This is a genomic window from Streptomyces kryoterrae (genome assembly GCF_054072135.1).
Map to the genome: position 1 here is coordinate 9744123 of NZ_CM133358.1, position 18647 is coordinate 9762769.

Consider the following 18647-nt stretch of genomic DNA (forward strand, 5'->3'; position numbering starts at 1 on the left):
CACATGGCTGATGACAACGAACTCCGCGACTACCTCAAGCAGGTCGCCGCAGACCTGCACAGGACGCGCAGGCGCCTGAGCGAGCTGGAGTCGGCGGCCCGGGAACCGATAGCCGTCGTCGGCATGGCCTGCCGGTATCCCGGCGGTGTGGAGTCGCCCGACGACCTGTGGCGGCTCGTCGCCGAAGGCCGCGACGCCGTGGGCGCCTTCCCCGACGACCGCGGCTGGGACCTGACCGCCCTCTACGACCCCGACTCCTCGAAGGACGGCACCTGCTACGTCCGCGAGGGCGGCTTCCTCGACGACATCGCCTCCTTCGACGCGGCGTTCTTCGGGATATCGCCGCGCGAGGCGCACTCCATGGACCCGCAGCAACGCCTGCTGCTGGAGGCCTCCTGGGAGGCACTGGAACGCGCCGGCCTCGACATCCGCACGCTGAAGGGCAGCCGTACCGGCGTCTTCGCGGGCGTCTCCCAGCAGGACTACGCCAGCCTGCTGGCCGCCACCGAGGGCGGCATCGACGGCCACGGCTCCACCGGCGTCTCCAACAGCGTGCTCTCGGGCCGCATCTCCTACGTCCTGGGCCTCGAAGGACCGGCGCTCACCGTGGACACCGCCTGCTCGTCCTCGCTGGTGGCCCTCCACCTGGCCGTACGGGCGCTGCGGGCGGGCGAGTGCGATCTGGCGCTGGCGGGCGGTGTCACCGTGATGTCCACACCGGACGTGCACGTGATGCTCTCCCAGCAGCGGTCGCTCGCCCCCGACGGCCGCTGCAAGGCGTTCGGTGCCTCCGCCGACGGAGCCGGCTGGAGCGAGGGCGCCGGGGTTCTGGTGGTGGAGCGGTTGTCGGACGCGCGGCGCAACGGGCATCCGGTGCTGGCCGTCGTACGGGGGTCGGCCGTGAACCAGGACGGCGCGTCCAACGGACTGAGCGCCCCCAACGGGCCCTCGCAGCAACGCGTCATCAGGGACGCGCTCTCCGACGCCGGACTGACCGCGGCCGAGATCGACGCCGTCGAGGCACACGGCACCGGCACCCGGCTCGGCGACCCCATCGAGGCGGACGCGCTGCTGGGCACCTACGGGGCTGCCCGGCCCGAGGGACGGCCGCTCTGGCTGGGTTCGCTGAAGTCCAACATCGGCCACACCCAGGCCGCCGCAGGCGTGGGCGGCATCATCAAAATGGTGCTCGCACTGCGTGAACGCACCCTGCCCCGGACCCTGCACGCGGACGAGCCGACACCGTTCGTCGACTGGTCCACCGGCACCGTACGGCTCCTCGACCGGGCCCGTGCGTGGCCGGACGGCGACACCCCGCGCCGGGCCGGCGTCTCCGCCTTCGGTGTGAGCGGCACCAACGCGCACGTCATCCTGGAACAGGCGCCCGCCGTCGCGGAACCCGAAACCGGCACACCGCTCCCGGGCCCCCTGCCCGTCGTACTCTCCGCCCGGGGCGCCACCGCCCTGCGGTCCCAGGCCCGGCGCCTCGCGGAACACCTCACCGAGCACCCCGGCCTCCCGGTCGCCGACGTGGCCTACTCGCTGGCGACCACCCGCACCCCCCTCGACCAGCGGGCCGCGGTCCTCGCCGCCGACCGTGACACGTTGCTCACCGGCCTGGCCGCGCTCGCCGAAGGGCGCCCGCACGACACCCTCACCGACGCCTCCGCGCTCACCGGCGGGACGGCGTTCGTGCTGCCCGGCCAGGGCTCCCAGTGGCTCGGCATGGCCCGTGAACTCCTCGACACCGAACCGGTGTTCACCGAGAAGGCCCACGCGTGTGCCGCCGCCGTGCAGGAACTCGTCGACTGGCCCGTCCTCGATGTGCTGCGCGGCGAACCCGGCCCGGTGGACGCCGACCGCATCGACGTCATCCAGCCCGTCCTGTTCACCGTCATGGTGTCGCTGGCGGCGACCTGGCGGGCGTACGGCGTGGAGCCCGACGCCGTGGTCGGACACTCGCAGGGCGAGATCGCCGCCGCCCACATCGCCGGCGGCCTGACCCTGGAGGACGCGGTACGTGTCGTCGTCGTGCGCAGCCGCGCGCTGCGGACCCTGACCGTACGCGGCGGCATGGCCTCCGTCCTCCTGCCCGAGGAACAGGTCCAGGAGCGGCTCGCCCCCTGGGCCGACCGGCTGTGGATCGCCGCCGTCAACGGACCCGCCTCCGTCGCGCTCACCGGCGACCCCGACGCCTGCGACGCGTTCGTCACCGCCTGCACGGACGACGGGGTACAGGCCCGCCGCATTCCCGGCGCGGCCAGCCCCGGCCACTCCCCGCACGTCGAACCCCTTCGCGAACAGCTCATGGCGGACCTCGCAGGACTGCGCCCGCTTCCCGGCCGGCTGCCCTTCTACTCCACCGTGACGGGCAGGCCCCACGACACCGCCGGTCTCGACGCCGCCTACTGGTGCCGCAACATGCGCGAACCGGTCCGGTTCGAGTCCGCCGTACGGGCACTGCTGGCCGACGGCCACCGGCTGTTCGTCGAGCCGAGCCCGCACCCCGTCCTCGTCACCTCCGTCCAGCAGTGTGCCGAGAACGACGACCACGAGGCCGCCGTGACCGGCACCCTCCGCCGTGGCGAGGGCGGCCCCGGCCGACTGCGCACCGCCCTCGCCCAGGCCTGGACCGGCGGCGCACCGGTCGACTGGGAAAGCGTCTTCGCCGGCGCCGGCGCCCGCCGCGTCGAACTGCCCACGTACTCCTTCCAACGCCGCCGCCACTGGCCCGAAGGGCCGCGCCGGGGCGGCGACGTGAGCGCCGTAGGGCTCGACCCGCTGCGCCACCCCCTGCTGGGTGCCATGACGCGGCTCGCCGAGGACGGGGGAGCGGTCCTCACCGGCCGGATCTCCCCGCACGACCACCCCTGGCTCGCCGGTTACTCGCTCGGCGGCCGTGCGGTGCTGCCCGGAACCGCGTTCGTCGAACTCGCGGTGCTGGCCGGCGACCGGTTCGGCTGCGCGCGAATCGAGGAACTCACCCTCCACACACCGCTGTTGCTGCCGCCCGAGGGTTCCGTCGGGCTTCAGGTGAGGATCGGCGCCGACGCCGGCGGTCGCCGTACCCTCGCCGTCCACTCCTCGGCCGACGGGACCGACGCGTCCGACTGGACCCTGCACGCCTCCGGCACCCTCGTCCCCGAAGCGGGTGCCCCCGCCGCCGACCTGACGGTGTGGCCACCGGCCGACGCCGAGCCCGTACCGGTCGCCGAACTGCACGAACGGCTCGCCGCCGACGGCTTCTCCTACCAGCAGCACCTGCTGACCGAGCTGTGGCGCACGGACGGCGAGGTCCACGCCGAAGTGCGGCTGCCCGCCGGGCACACAGGAGAGGCCGCCCGCTTCGGCCTCCACCCGGCCCTCTCCGAGGCCGCCCTGCACGCGCTGTACGCACTCGGCGGCGACCGGCGGGAAACGGCCGTCCCCTTCTCCTGGAGCGGCGTCGAACTCCACGCCACCGGCGCCACCCGGCTGCGCGTCCGGCTGACCCGCACCGGGGACACCACCGTCTCGGTACTGTTCGCCGACAGCACCGGCGCCCCGGTGGCCACCGCCGACGCCCTGCTGCTGCGTCCCACCGGTCCCGCCGGACTCCTCACCCCGGCCGCCGCCGACGGCCGGGCCCAGGCCGGATCAGCCCCAGCGGTCCGGCCCGCCCGGCCCCGCCGAACCGTCGTCACCGAGCCGTCGGGCGACGACGGATCACTGCGTGGACGCCTCACGCCCCTCACGGAGACCGAACGCACCGGCGTCCTCCTGCGCCTCGTCCGCGACACCGCCGCCGCGGCTCTCGGACACGACGACCCCGACGCCGTGCAGGCCACCCGGCCGTTCAAGGAACTCGGCTTCGACTCGCTGACCTCCGTGGACTTCCGCAACCGGCTCGCCACGTCCACCGGCCTGCGCCTGCCCGTCTCGGTCGTCTTCGACCACCCCTCGCCACGGCGCATGGTGCAGGCCCTGTACGCCGAACTGTTCGGCACCCGGGCCGTGGCGACCACCCCGGCCCCCACGGCCACCACCCTCGCCCGCCGCCGCGCCGCCGACGGCGAACCCCTCGCGATCGTCGGGATGGCCTGCCGTTTCCCCGGCGGCGTCACCGACCCCGACGACCTGTGGCGCCTGCTCACCGAGGGCCGCGACGGCATCACCGGATTCCCCCGCGACCGGGGCTGGCGCGCCCAGGACGCCGCACGGGGCGGCTTCCTCGACGACGTCGCCGGTTTCGACGCCGGATTCTTCGGCATCACCCCCCGCGAGGCCCTCACCATGGACCCGCAGCAGCGGCTCCTCCTGGAGACCTCCTGGGAGGCGATCGAACGCGCCGGCATCGACCCGACGACACTGCGCGGCACCCGCACGGGCGTCTACGTCGGCGCCGCCGGACTCGGCTACTCGCTGCTCTTCCCGCCCGGCTCGGAACAGATGGCGGGATACGCCGTCACCGGCACCGCCACCAGCGTGGTCTCCGGCCGGGTCTCCTACGTCCTCGGCCTGGAGGGCCCGGCGGTCACCGTCGACACGGCCTGCTCCTCCTCCCTGGTCGCCCTGCACACCGCCGCCCAGGCACTGAACTCCGGCGAGTGCGACCTCGCCCTGGCCGGCGGCGTCTGCGTCATGCCCGACGCCTCGCTCTTCGCCGACTTCGAACGCCAGGGCGGACTCGCGGAAGACGGCCGCTGCAAGGCCTTCGCGGCGTCCGCGGACGGAACCGGCTGGTCGGAGGGCGCGGGTGTACTGCTGGTGGAACGGCTGTCCGACGCGCGCAGGAACGGACACCGGGTGCTCGCCGTCGTACGCGGGTCGGCGGTCAACCAGGACGGTGCCTCCAACGGGCTGACGGCGCCGAACGGGCTGGCGCAGCAGCGGGTGATCCGCGACGCGCTGGAGGCCGCGGGCCTGCGGGCCGCCGACGTCGACGCGGTGGAGGCGCACGGCACCGGCACCCGGCTCGGCGACCCCATCGAGGCGCACGCCCTGCTGGCGACGTACGGGCAGGACCGCGAACAGCCCCTTTACCTGGGGTCGTTGAAGTCGAACATCGGCCACACCATGTCGGCGGCGGGCGTCGGCGGCATCATCAAGACGGTACTGGCGATGCGCAACGGCGTGCTGCCGAAGACCCTGCACGTGGACGAGCCGTCACCCCAGATCGACTGGTCCGCCGGCGCGGTGGAACTGCTGACGCGGGAACGGGCGTGGCCGGAGACGGGCCGTCCACGCCGGGCGGGTGTGTCGTCCTTCGGGATCAGCGGCACCAACGCCCACGTCATCCTCGAACAGGCACCGGCCGAGGACACCGCCGGACAGCGCACGGTGCCCAAGCCCCGCCCCTGGCCCCTGCTGCTCTCCGCCCACGACGAACCCGCCCTGCGCGCCCAGGCCGCCCGGCTCCTCGACCGGGTGACGGACGCCCCCGAGGCCGCCGATCTCACCCGGGCTCTCGCCACCACCCGGGCCGCCCTCGAACACCGCGCCGCAGCCACGGTCCACGACCTCGCCGGTGCGACCGCCGCTCTCACCGCCCTCGCGGCCGGGGAACTGCCGCCCGGAGTGCTGCGCGGCACCGCCCGCGAAGGGGCGCTCGCGGTGCTCTTCACCGGGCAGGGAGCCCAACGGTTCGGCATGGGAAGGGAGTTGTACGACGCCCACCCGGTCTTCGCCGAGACCTTCGACGCCGTCTGTCTGCACCTCGACCCGGAACTGCCGCGCCCGCTCGCCGAGATCGTCCTCGGCACGGGCACCGACGTCCCCGACAGCGAGGCCGTCCACCGCACCGAGTACACCCAGCCCGCCCTGTTCGCCTTCGAAACAGCCCTCTACCGACTGCTGGAGAGCTGGGGCGTGCGAGCCGACTACCTCCTCGGCCACTCCGTCGGTGAGATCACCGCCGCCCACATCGCCGATGTGCTGACCCTGCCCGACGCCTGCCGGCTGATCACCGCCCGGGGCCGTCTGATGCAGCAACTGCCCACCGGCGGCGGCATGCTGGCCGTCTCCGTCGACGAGGCCCGGGTGACCGGAACGCTGCCCCCGTCGGTCGCGGTGGCGGCGGTCAACGCACCGGGCTCCGTCGTACTGTCCGGACCGGCCGGGGAACTGGCAGCACTTGAGGAGGAGTTCACCGGACAAGGCCTGCGCACCCGCAACCTGACGGTCAGTCACGCCTTCCACTCGCCGCTGATGGAACCGATGCTCGACGAGTTCGCCCAGGTCGTCGCAGGCCTCGACCTGCGCCCGCCCACCATCCCCATGATCTCCGACGTGACCGGCGCCCTCCTCACTCCCGAGCAGGCCTGTTCGCCCGACTACTGGGTCCGGCACGTCCGGGAGACGGTCCGCTTCGCCGACGGGGTGCGCACCCTGGCCGCCGAAGGCGTCACCGTCCTCCTGGAGGCCGGCCCGGACGGTGTGCTCACCGGCATGGCACAGAACTGCCTCGACGCGCACACGGCCGCGACCGCCGAACCGCCCGTGTGTGTGCCCGCACAGCGCGGGAACGTCCCGGAGGACGAGGCCCTGACCACCGCCCTCACCCACGTCCACCTCGCCGGAGCCGACGTCGACTGGTCCGCCTTCTTCGCGGGCAGCGGAGCCGACCGCCTCGACCTGCCGACCTACGCCTTCCAGCGCAGCCGCTACTGGCCCGATCCCCGGCCGGCCGCCACCGGTGACCTCGCCGCGCTCGGCCTGGGCCCCGCCGGACACCCACTGCTCGGCGCCCGCATCGCGTCGGCCACCGACGGCACCACCCTGTTCACCGGCGAACTGTCCACGTCGGCGCAGCCCTGGCTCACCGACCACGCCGTACTGGACACCGTCCTCTTCCCCGGCACCGGCTTCGTCGAACTCGCCCTGTGGGCCGGCGGCGAGGTCGGCTGCCACCACCTCGACGAACTCACGCTGGCCGCCCCGCTGCTGGTGCCCGCCGACGCACCGGTCCAGCTCCAGCTCAGCGTCGGCCCGGCCGACGACACCGGCCACCACACCCTGTCCGTCCACGCCCGCACCGCCCCCGACGACCCGTGGACCACCCACGCCGAGGGAACACTGGCCCCCACCCCGCCCGCCGCCCCCACCCCGCCGCCGCTCACCGCCTGGCCCCCGCAGGACGCCGAACCGGTCGCCCTCGACACCTTCTACGACGACCTCGTCGACCACGGCTTCACCTACGGGCCCGCCTTCCGCGGCCTGACAGCCGTCTGGCGACGCGGCACCGAGGTGTTCGCCGAGGTGGCACTGCCCGAGCCGGCGGGCGGCGGATTCGCCGTCCACCCGGCCCTCCTCGACGCGGCCATGCACTCCCTGGCCTTCCGCCCCTCGGCACCCACCACCGGCGGCCCGCTGCTGCCGTTCGCCTGGCGGGGTGTCACCACCTACGGGCAGGACGCCACCCTGCTGCGGGTCCACGTCCGGGACCTCGCCGAGGACCGGGTGGCCGTCGAACTCACCGACCCGTCCGGCCGGCCCGTCGCCTCCGTGGCCGCCCTGCACATGCGGCCCACCTCCAGCGACCGGCTGGAGACCGTGCGCATCCGCCCCGAATGGCTGCTGCGCACCGAGTGGACCGGCATCGAGGACGCCCCCGCCACCCCCGCCGGGCAGGTCCCGGGCCGCTTCGCGGTCCTCGGCGACCTCGCCGCCCGCGTCCAGGCGGAGCCACTCCTGCTGACCGCCGAGACCGTCGAGTACCACCCCGACCTCACGGCGCTGCGCGCCGGCACCACGCTGCCCGACGTGGTCGTCGTCCCGCTGCCACCCGCCGAACCGACGGCAGCCGCCGCCCGCGACGCCGTTCACCGCGTCCTGTCACTGCTCCAGCAGTGGACGGCGGACGACGCCCTGGCCGGAACACAGCTGGTGCTGTGCACCTCGGGCGCCGTGCGGACCGGCACGGACGACACGGTCCGTGACCCGGCGGGCGCCGCCGTCTGGGGACTGGCGCGCTCCGCCCAGCTGGAGAACCCCGGCAGCGTCCTGCTCGTCGACCACCTGCCCGGCGCCACCACCCCGCTGCCCCTGGCCGTCGCCACCGCACTGGCCACCGGTGAGCCTCAACTGGCCCTGCGCGGCGACACGTTCCTGGTGCCGCGCCTCGCCCGCCTGACCCCGGCCACGGAAGCAGCGGCCGACCCCTGGCCCACCACCGGCACCGTCCTGGTCACCGGCGCCACCGGCACCCTCGGCCGCCTCGTCGCCCGGCACCTGGTCGCCCGGCACGGCGTACGCGACCTGGTGCTCGCCGCCCGACGCGGCCCGCACGCCCCCGGCACCGCGGAACTGATCACCGAACTCGCCGAACTGGGCGCGACGGCGCGCGCCGTGGCCTGCGACGTCACCGACCGCGCCGCGCTCGCCGCACTCCTGGACACCGTCGACGACCTGCGGGCGGTCGTCCACACCGCGGGCACGGTCGACGACGGCACGCTCACCGCCCTCACCCCCGGACAGGTCGACGCGGTCCTGCCGGTCAAAACCGAGGCGGTCGAGCACCTGCACGAACTGACCGCCCCGCTCGGCCTGGACGCGTTCGTCGTCTTCTCCTCCCTGGCAGGCACCATGGGCGGCGCGGGCCAGGCCAACTACGCCGCCGCCAACGCCTTCGCGGACGCCCTGTGCCAACGCCGGGCGGCCGACGGACTGCCTGCCCTCTCCCTCGGCTGGGGCCCCTGGCAGCGTGGTGAGGGCATGACCGCGGGTGTCGCCGAGAGCGACCTGAAGCGCATCGCCCGCGCGGGACTGCGCCAGCTCGACCCCCGCGAGGGCATGGCCCTGTTCGACGCCGCCGTCGCCGCCGGCGAGAGCGTCGCCGTCCCCGTACGGCTCGACACCTCGGCCCTGGACGCGGACTCGCCGACCACCCCCGTACTGCTGCGCGGACTCGCCGCAGACGCCGCGGGACCCCGCACCGGCGCCCGGCCGGCCGCTTCCTCGGCGGCCGGTCTGCGCGAACGGCTGCTGCCGCTCTCCGCGACCGACCGCACCACCGCCCTGGTGGAACTGGTACGGGCCGAGACCGCCACCGCCGCCGGTCTGCCCACCGCGGAGGCCGTACCCCAGGCCAAGCCCTTCAAGAGCCTCGGCTTCGACTCCCTCATGGCCGTCGACCTGCGCAACAGGCTCTCCGTCCTCACCGGCCTGCGCCTGCCGGCGACGCTGATCTTCGACCATCCAACGCCCAGGGACCTCGCCGAACTCCTCCACGAGGGGCTCGACCTGACCCCCGTACAGGCACCCGACCCGGCCCTGCTCGCCCTCCAGTCCCTCGAAACAGCCCTCCGGACACCCTCCGACGACCCCGGCCGCGAGGCCTCGCTCGCCGTGCGGCTGCGCGTGCTTCTCGCCAAGCTCGAAGAGACACCCGGCACCCCAGGGGCCACCGGCCCGGACGACACCGACGACCTCGGCGCCGCGAGCACGGAAGAACTGCTCAGCCTCATCGGGGACGAGTTCGGCATCCGGTGAGCGCAGCCGCCCCCTAGAGGGCCGCCCGAACTCTAGGGGGACGGCTGACCCCTTCTGGGGGTTACAGCCCCCCACCCGCCCCATAGCGTCAACAACCAGGCCCGCAGCGGAGCGCCCGAACGCCCGGAGGCAGGCGGAGAAGCCCTTCCCCTCCGCCCGTGCCCGGCGCGGCAGGCAGAAACCAGCGGCAGAACCAGTGGGAGCCAGAGGCATGAACACATCCCTCGACGAGGTCATCGACGCACTGCGCGCCTCCTTGGTGGAGAACGACCGGCTGCGCCGGCAGAACCACCGGCTCACCTCCGCCGCGACCGAGCCCCTGGCGATCGTCGGCATCGGCTGCCGCTTTCCCGACGGCGCCAACAGCCCCGAGGAGCTGTGGCAGCTGGTCGCCCAGGGCCGCGACGCCATGACCGGTCCGCCCGTCGGCCGCGGCTGGGAGCAGCGAGCCTCCTTCGACCCCCGCCATCAGGGCGCCTTCCTCGACACGGCGGGAGACTTCGACGCCGGGTTCTTCCGCATCTCGCCGCGTGAGGCGTTGGCGATGGATCCGCAGCAGCGGTTGTTGCTTGAGGTGTCGTGGGAGGCGGTGGAGCGGGCGGGTGTGGATCCGTTGTCGTTGCGCGGCAGCCGCACCGGGGTCTTCGTCGGCGGCGCCCCCCAGGAATACGGTGCCCTCCTCGCCGACTCGCCCGAGGACACCGACGGCTATGCCATCACCGGCCTGCCCGCCAGTATCATGTCCGGTCGGATCGCCTACCTGCTGGGCCTGGAAGGCCCGGCCCTGACCATCGACACCGCCTGCTCCTCGTCCCTTGTCGCCCTCCACCTCGCGGGCCGTTCCCTGCGCGCCGGCGAATGCGACCTCGCCCTCGTCGGCGGAGTCCTCGTCATGACGACCCCCGCCATCTACGGGGAGTTCGACAGCCAGGGCGGATCCGCCTCGGACGGCCGGTGCAAGGCGTTCGCGGACGCGGCCGACGGCACCGGCTGGGGCGAGGGCGCGGGGGTGCTGGTGGTGGAGCGGCTCTCGGACGCGCGCAGGAACGGCCATCGGGTGCTGGCCGTGGTGCGGGGCACCGCCGTGAACCAGGACGGCGCCTCCAACGGGCTGACGGCGCCGAACGGTCCGTCCCAACAGCGGGTGATCCGGGAGGCGTTGGCGAGTGCGGGGCTGACCGCCGCTGATGTGGACGCGGTGGAGGCGCACGGTACGGGGACCCGGTTGGGTGATCCGATCGAGGCGCAGGCCCTGCTGGCGACATACGGCCAGGGGAGGCCGCCGGAGCGTCCGTTGTGGGTCGGCTCCGTCAAGTCCAACATCGGGCACACCCAGTTCGCCGCCGGAGTGGCGGGAGTCATCAAGACGGTCATGGCACTCCAGCAGGGAGTGCTGCCCCGCACCCTGCACGTGACCGCTCCCACCCGGCAGGTCGACTGGTCGGCCGGCGCTGTCGAGGTACTGACCGAGGAACAGGCCTGGCCCGAGACGGGACGGCCGCGCCGGGCGGGTGTGTCGTCGTTCGGGATCAGCGGCACCAACGCCCACGTCATCCTCGAACAGGCCCCTGAGGACGCACCGGAGACCGCCCCGGACACCGGCCGCCCCCTCCCCGTCGTACCCGTCGCGTTCAGCGCCCGCAGCGAGGCGGCCCTGCGCGAACAGGCCACCCGTCTCCTCGGGTACCTCGACCGCCGGCCCGACCTGGCGCTGCCGGACCTCGCGTACTCACTCGCCACCACCCGTGGCCACATGGACCACCGCGCGGCCGTCATCGCCACGGACCTGCCCGGTCTGACCGCCGGCCTGCGCGCCCTCGCCGTCGGCGAGGACGCCCCCGGGCTGGTCCACGGCACCGGGGCCGAGGGTGGCCTGGCAATGGTGTTCTCCGGCCAGGGATCCCAACGGGTCGGCATGGGAAGGGAGTTGTACGCCCAGTTCCCGGTGTTCGCCGCTGCCTTCGACGAGGTGTGTGCTGCCTTCGAGGGGCTGCTGCCGGGGCAGCTCAAGGAGACGGCGTTCGCCGGTCCCGCGGAACTGCTGCGGTCCACGGGCTGGGCGCAGCCCGCGTTGTTCGCGCTGGAAGTGGCGCTGTACCGGTTGGCCGAGTCGTGGGGAGTACGGGCTGATGTGGTGTTCGGGCATTCACTGGGCGAAGTGGTCGCGGCTCATGTGGCAGGCGTGTGGTCGCTCGGCGACGCGTGCCGGGTCGTCTCGGCGCGCGGGCGGCTGATGCAGGCGCTGCCCTCGGGCGGCGCGATGTGGGCCGTCGAGGCGACGGAGACGGAGGTGCCGGAAGACGCGGACGTCTGGGTCGCCGCCGTCAACGGGCCGTCGTCGCTGGTGCTTTCGGGCCCGGAGGCGGCCGTACGGGAGGTGGCGGACCGGTTCGCCGCGGACGGTCGCCGGGTGAAGCGGCTGGCGGTGAGCCACGCCTTCCACTCGGGTCTGATGGATCCGATGCTGGACGACTTCGCGGCGGTGTTGTCCGAGGTCGAGTTCTCGGATCCGGTGATCCCGGTGGTGTCGAACGTGACGGGCGAGGTCGCGGGGGAGGAGCTGTGCTCGCCCGAGTACTGGGTGCGGCACGTCCGGGAGACGGTCCGTTTCGCCGCCGGGGTACGTGCGGTGCGGGCCCAGGGCGTGGGTACGGTCCTGGAACTGGGCCCCGACGGTTCGCTGGTGTCGATGGTGGAGGCGACCGAGCCCGACCTGGCCGGGCTGCCGGTGCTGCGCGGTGACCGCGACGAGTCGGGCGCGCTGCTGTCCGCTCTCGCACAGGCCCATGTACTCGGCGCCGGACTGGACTGGCCTGCGCTGTTCGCCGGGACCGGGGCACGGCGGGTGGATCTGCCGACGTACCCCTTCCAGCGTCGCCGCTACTGGCCCCGGGCCGGCTCGGGCGCGGGCCGTGGACGTGTGGTCGACGACTGGCGGTACCGCCTCACCTGGAGCCGCAGCGTCCCGGAACGGACCGGGGGACCGGCCGGTCGGTGGCTGCTGGTGACGGCCCGCGAAGACGCCGGCGCCAAGGTGGCCGAAGCCCTGCGGGCCGCGGGCGCCGAGGTCGAGATCGCGACGGGCGTCGTCCCCGGGGACTTCACAGGAGTCGTCGCGCTGCCTGACTCCGTCGCGGACGCCGTCACCCTCGTACAGGACCTGCGCACGGCGGACCTCAAGGTGCCGCTGTGGTGGCTGACGGAGAACGCGGTCGCGGTCGCCGGAGACGACGTCGTGCGTCCCGACGCCACCCAACTGTGGGGACTGGGACAGGTGGTGGGCCTGGAGGAGCCCTCCTGGTGGGGCGGTCTCGTGGACCTGCCCGCCGTCTGGGACGACGGTACGGGCGACGCCCTCGCCTCGATCCTCGGGGCCGCGCCGGGCGGTGAGGACCAGCTCGCCGTGCGCGGGACAGGAGTGTTCGCCCGCCGACTGGTACGGGCGCCGCTGGTCGGCCGCGATCCGGTCCGTGCGTGGCAGCCGCGGGGGACGGTTCTGGTGACGGGTGGTACCGGTGGTGTCGGTGCGCATGTCGCCCGCTGGCTGGCCGCGGAGGGGGCGCGGCATCTGGTGCTGACGAGCCGTCGCGGTGCCGCGGCGCCGGGGGCCGACGTGCTCGCCGGGGAACTGCGGGCGCTCGGTGCCGAGGTGACGTTCGCGGCCTGTGATGCGGCCGACCGGGACGCGCTGGCCGCCGTACTGGCGGACCTGCCGGAGGAGACGCCGCTGACCGCCGTCGTCCACGCCGCCGGCATCGTGCGCTACACCAAAGTGCGGGACCTGACTCCCGAAGAACTCGACGAGGTGATCTCCGGCAAGGCGGAGGGTGCTCGGCACCTCGACGAACTGACCGCCCACCTCGACCTGGACGCCTTCGTCCTGTTCTCCTCCGGGGCCGCCACCTGGGGCGGCGGATCACAGGGCGCCTACGCCGCCGCGAACGCCTGCCTCGACGGGCTCGCCCACGACCGCCGGACCCGCGGCCTGCCCGCCACCTCACTGGCCTGGGGCACCTGGCGCTCCGAGGGAATGGCCGGTGACCTCGACGAACAGTCCCTGGCCCGGATGGGTCTCTCCCTGATGGACCCGGCGCTCGCCCTGTCCGTCATGCGTGAGGCCGTCGAACACGGCGAGACCGCCCTCACGGTCACCGACACGGACTGGTCCCGGTTCACCCCCGTCTACACCGGCGCACGCCGTCGCCCACTGATCGAGGACATCCCGGAGGCCGCCCGGGCGCTGACCCGCACGGAGGACGACGAGCCCGCCGACGGCGACACACCCGCCGACGCGCTGCGGCGCAGGCTTGCGGACCTCACCGGCGGAGAACAACGTGCCGCGCTGCTCGACCTGGTGCGTACCCGGGCGGCGGCGGTACTCGGCCACTCCGACTTGGCGGAGATCGCGGCCGGCCGGCCGTTCAAGGACCTGGGGTTCGACTCGCTGACGGCGACCGAACTGCGCAACCGTCTCAACGCCGCGACGGGTCTGCGCCTGCCCGCCACCCTCGTCTTCGACCATCCCACCCCCACCGCCCTCGCCGGCCTCCTGCACCAGGAACTCCTGGGCGTCCCGGGGACCGGCGCGCCCACGGTCGTCGTACGACAGGTCGACGCCGACGACCCCCTGGTGATCGTCGGCATGGCCTGCCGTTTCCCCGGCGGTGTCACCGGCCCCGAGGACCTGTGGCGGCTCGTCGCCGAGGGCCGCGACGAGATCTCCGGCTCGCCGGACGACCGGGGCTGGGACGCCTGGGGAGCCTCCGGTGACCAACAGGGCGGATTCCTCGACGGAGTTGCCGGGTTCGACGCGGAGTTCTTCGGTATCTCGCCGCGTGAGGCGTTGGCGATGGATCCGCAGCAGCGGTTGTTGCTTGAGGTGTCGTGGGAGGCGGTGGAGCGGGCGGGTGTGGATCCGTTGTCGTTGCGTGGCAGCCGCACCGGCGTCTTCGTCGGCGGCACCCCCACCGGCTACGGATCACTTCTGGGCGACGCCGACGCCGCCGCAGGCGGCTATCTGCTCACGGGCAACAGCGGAAGCGTCATGTCCGGCCGCATCTCCTATGTCCTGGGCCTGGAAGGGCCGGCGCTGACCGTCGACACCGCCTGCTCCTCCTCTCTGGTCTCCCTTCATCTCGCCGGACAGGCGCTGAGGGGCGGGGAGTGCGACCTCGCGCTCGTCGGCGGCGTCGCCGTCATGCCCACACCGGGAGCCTTCGACGAGTTCGCCCGCCAGGGCGGGCTGGCCTCCGACGGCCGGTGCAAGGCGTTCTCGGACGCGGCCGACGGCACCGGCTGGTCCGAGGGAGCCGCGTTCCTGGTCGTGGAGCGGTTGTCGGATGCTCGGCGTCATGGGCGGCGGGTGTTGGCGGTGGTGCGGGGTTCGGCGGTTAATCAGGATGGTGCGTCGAATGGGTTGAGTGCGCCGAGTGGTCCGGCGCAGCAGCGGGTGATTCGGCAGGCGTTGGCGAGTGGGGGGTTGTCGGCGTCGGATGTGGATGTGGTGGAGGCGCATGGGACGGGGACGCGGTTGGGTGATCCGATTGAGGCGCAGGCGTTGTTGGGGGTGTTTGGGGGTGGGCGTGAGCGGCCGTTGTTTGTGGGGTCGTTGAAGTCGAATATTGGTCATACGCAGGCGGTTTCTGGTGTGGCTGGTGTGGTGAAGTCGGTGATGGCGTTGCGGGCGGGGGTGTTGCCGCGGACGTTGCATGTGGGTGAGGCGTCGTCGGAGGTGGACTGGTCGTCGGGTGCGGTGGAGTTGTTGCGGGAGGAGCGGGTGTGGCCGGTGACGGGGCGTCCGCGGCGTGTGGGTGTGTCGTCGTTCGGGATCAGTGGGACGAATGTGCATGTGATCCTCGAAGAGGCTGAAGACCTTGGAGAGACCGGGGAGGTTGGGGAGTCTGAGGTTGAGGTGGGGCCTGTTTCGGGCCCTGTGCCTTGGACGGTGTCCGCGGCCACCGAGGCGGCTTTGCGTGGTCAGGCCCGCCGTCTCCACGACCACCTGATCGAGAACCCTGACCTGTCCCATGCCTCCGTTGCCCTCTCCTTGGCGTCGTCGCGGGCGGTGTTGGGGCATCGGGCGGTGGTGGTTGGTGGTGGGCGTGGGGGCTTGTTGCGGGGTGTGTCGGCGTTGGCGGAGGGGCGGCCGGACGCGGGTGTGGTGCGGGGTCGTGCGGGTGATGGTGGCGTGGTGTTCGTGTTTCCGGGTCAGGGGTCGCAGTGGGTGGGGATGGCGGTGGAACTGCTGGGTTCCTCGCCGGTGTTCGCGGCGCGGATGGCGGAGTGTGAGCGGGCGTTGTCGGGGTTTGTGGACTGGTCGCTGCCCGATGTCCTGGGTGATGAGGCCGAGTTGGGCCGGGTGGATGTGGTTCAGCCGGTGTTGTGGGCGGTGATGGTGTCACTGGCGGAGGTGTGGCGGTCCTACGGTGTGGAGCCGGCGGCCGTCGTGGGCCACTCGCAGGGTGAGATCGCGGCTGCTGTGGTGGCGGGTGCGTTGTCGTTGGAGGACGGTGCCCGGGTGGTGGCGCTGCGGTCGCGGGCGATCCTCGCCCTGTCGGGCAGGGGTGGGATGGCGTCCGTCCAGTTGCCCGTCGCCGAGGTGCGGGCTCTGACTCCGGTGCTGGAGGGCCGGGTTGAGGTGGCGGCGGTGAACGGGCCTTCCTCGGTCGTGGTGGCCGGTGCGCCGGTGGATCTGGATGAGGTGATCGCGGAGGCGACCGGCCTGGGGGCGCGTGCGAGGCGGGTCGAGGTGGACTATGCCTCGCACTCTGTTCAGGTGGAGGGTATCCGGGAGGAACTCCACGCTGTGCTGGGTGAGGTGTCGCCCGTCACTGCTCATGTGCCGTTCTATTCGACGGTGAGCGGGGAGCGGTTGGACACGGCTGGTCTGGATGCCGGGTACTGGTATCGCAACCTTCGTTCCACGGTGCGTCTCGAAGACACCGTCACGGGTCTCGTGGAGGCGGGGTATCGGGTGTTCGTCGAGGTGAGTCCGCATCCGGTGTTGGTGGCGGCGGTGCAGGAGACGGCGGAGGCGGTGGGTCGGGAGGTTGTGGTCACGGGGACGTTGCGGCGGGGGGAGGGTGGTCTGGAGCGGTTGTTGTTGTCGTTGGGTGAGGCGTATGTGCACGGGGTGCCGGTCGACTGGGCGGAGTGGTTCGCGGGGAGCGACGCGAGGCGTGTGGACCTGCCGACGTATGCCTTCCAACACCAGCGCTACTGGCCCGAGTTCACCATGGCCGCAGGTACCACCGGCCGAGCCTCGGACACCTGGCGGTATCGCGTCGTCTGGCGTCGGAGCGCCCTTGCCGACAACCAGCCGTTGTCCGGACGCTGGTTGCTGATCTCCACCGCGGCCGAGGTCGCCGAAGCGCTGCGGAAAGCCGGGGCGGAGACCGAGGTCGCCGCAGGCGCCGTCCCCGGCGACTACACGGGCGTGATCGCCGCTCCAGCCTCCCTCGACGAGGCCGTCGCTCTCCTGAAGGAGCTGCACGCGGCCGACGTGAAGGCACCCCTGTGGTGGCTCACCCAGGGCGCCGCCGCTGTCACCCCCGACGACGCGGTACGTGCGGAAGCCGCACAGCTGTGGGCACTTGGGCAGGTCGTGGGCCTGGAGGAGCCGAACTGGTGGGGCGGTCTCGTCGATCTGCCCGCCGACTGGAGCGACGGCACGGGCAAGTCGCTCGCCACGGTTCTCGGCGCTGCGGCCGGCGGCGAGGACCAGGTCGCCGTACGTGAGTCGGGCGTCTTCGTGCGACGTATGGTGCGAGCCGCGTCGACCGGCCGTGAACCGGTCCGTGCGTGGCGGCCCCGGGGGACGGTTCTGGTCACGGGTGGTACCGGTGGTGTCGGTGCGCATGTCGCCCGCTGGCTGGCCGCGGAGGGGGCGCGGCATCTGGTGCTGACGAGCCGTCGCGGCGCCACCGCCCCGGGCGCATCCGAACTGGGCCGGGAACTGGAGGAGTTGGGGGCGCGCGTGACGTTCGCGGCCTGCGATGTGGCCGACCGGGACGCGCTGGCCGCCGTACTGGCGGACATACCGGAGGAGACCCCGCTGACCGCCGTCGTCCACGCCGCCGGGCTCGCGACCTTCTCCGACGTACTGTCCATCGAACCGGAGGAACTGACAGGCGGCACCACGGCCAAGGTGGACGGCGCCCGGCACCTGGACGAACTCACCGCCGGTCTCGACCTCGACGCGTTCGTGCTCTTCTCGTCCGGCGCCGCCGTCTGGGGCAGCGCCGGCAACGGCACATACGCCGCAGCCAACGCGTTCCTCGATGCCCTGGCCCACCAGCGCCGCGCACGCGGGCTGCCGGCCACCTCGCTCGCCTGGGGCGGCTGGGCCGGCGGAGGCATGCTGGAGGGCTCCGAGGCGGTCGCGGGCCAGTTGGCGCGGATGGGAGTGCGCCAGATGCAGCCCGAGCTGGCCATCGAGGTCATGCGGGACGCGATCGGGCACGACGAGACCACCCTCGCCGTCACCGACATGGACTGGCAGCGGTTCGCGCCCGTCTACGCCCTGTCCCGGCGCCGCCCGCTGATCGAGGAGATCCCCGAGGCCGCTGACGCCCTACGGAGCGGCAGCCAGGGTCCGCCGGTGGGCGGGGCAGAGGGCGACGAGACCGCCGAGCGGCTGCGGGACAGCCTCGGCCGGCTCACGGAGGTCGAGCGGCAGGACGCGCTGGTGGACCTCGTACGGGACCACGCCGCCGCGGTTCTCGGGCACGCGACGCCGGACACCCTCACCCCGGACCGGCCGTTCAAGGATCTGGGGTTCGACTCGCTGACGGCGACCGAGCTGCGCAACCGTCTGAACGCCGCGACCGGTCTCCGGCTGCCCGCCACCCTGGTCTTCGACCATCCCACCCCCACAGCCCTCGCCACCCTCCTGCGCGGCGAACTGCTGACGGACGCGTCCGACAGCGTCATGGACGCACTGCACGTCCAGCAGGAACTCGACCGGATGGAGAAAGCCCTGTTCCGGGCGGTCGCCGCACCCGACATGGACTCCGACACCCGCGCCGACATCGCGCAACGACTTCGTGACCTCGCCACCTCGCTCAGTGCGCCGAACGGCTCCGAGGCCGCTCCGACAGCACCGGATTCGCTGGACTCCGCCACCGACGACGAGATCTTCGACCTCATCGACCGTGATCTGGGCGTCTCCTGACCGGTGG

Annotated in this window: 2 protein-coding genes; both read left to right on the forward strand. The window is 73.1% G+C overall.

What is annotated here, in order from left to right; all coding sequences use genetic code 11:
* Window positions 1-3: 3 nt before the first annotated feature.
* Window positions 4-9468, forward strand: coding sequence for a type I polyketide synthase (locus ACW4TU_RS43485; protein ID WP_457422812.1), 9465 nt, complete (start codon window positions 4-6; stop codon window positions 9466-9468).
* A 211-nt stretch (window positions 9469-9679) separates the two neighbouring features.
* The gene (locus ACW4TU_RS43490) at window positions 9680-18640 is read left to right on the forward strand and encodes a type I polyketide synthase (protein WP_457422814.1); all 8961 of its coding nucleotides are present in this window, start codon (window positions 9680-9682) and stop codon (window positions 18638-18640) included.
* Window positions 18641-18647: the final 7 nt, after the last annotated feature.

Bases quoted from the DNA above. Each gene is read 5' to 3' on its own strand.
- ACW4TU_RS43490 (WP_457422814.1), top strand. From the start codon at position 9,680: ATGAACACATCCCTCGACGAGGTCATCGACGCACTGCGCGCCTCCTTG.
- ACW4TU_RS43485 (WP_457422812.1), top strand. From the start codon at position 4: ATGGCTGATGACAACGAACTCCGCGACTACCTCAAGCAGGTCGCCGCA.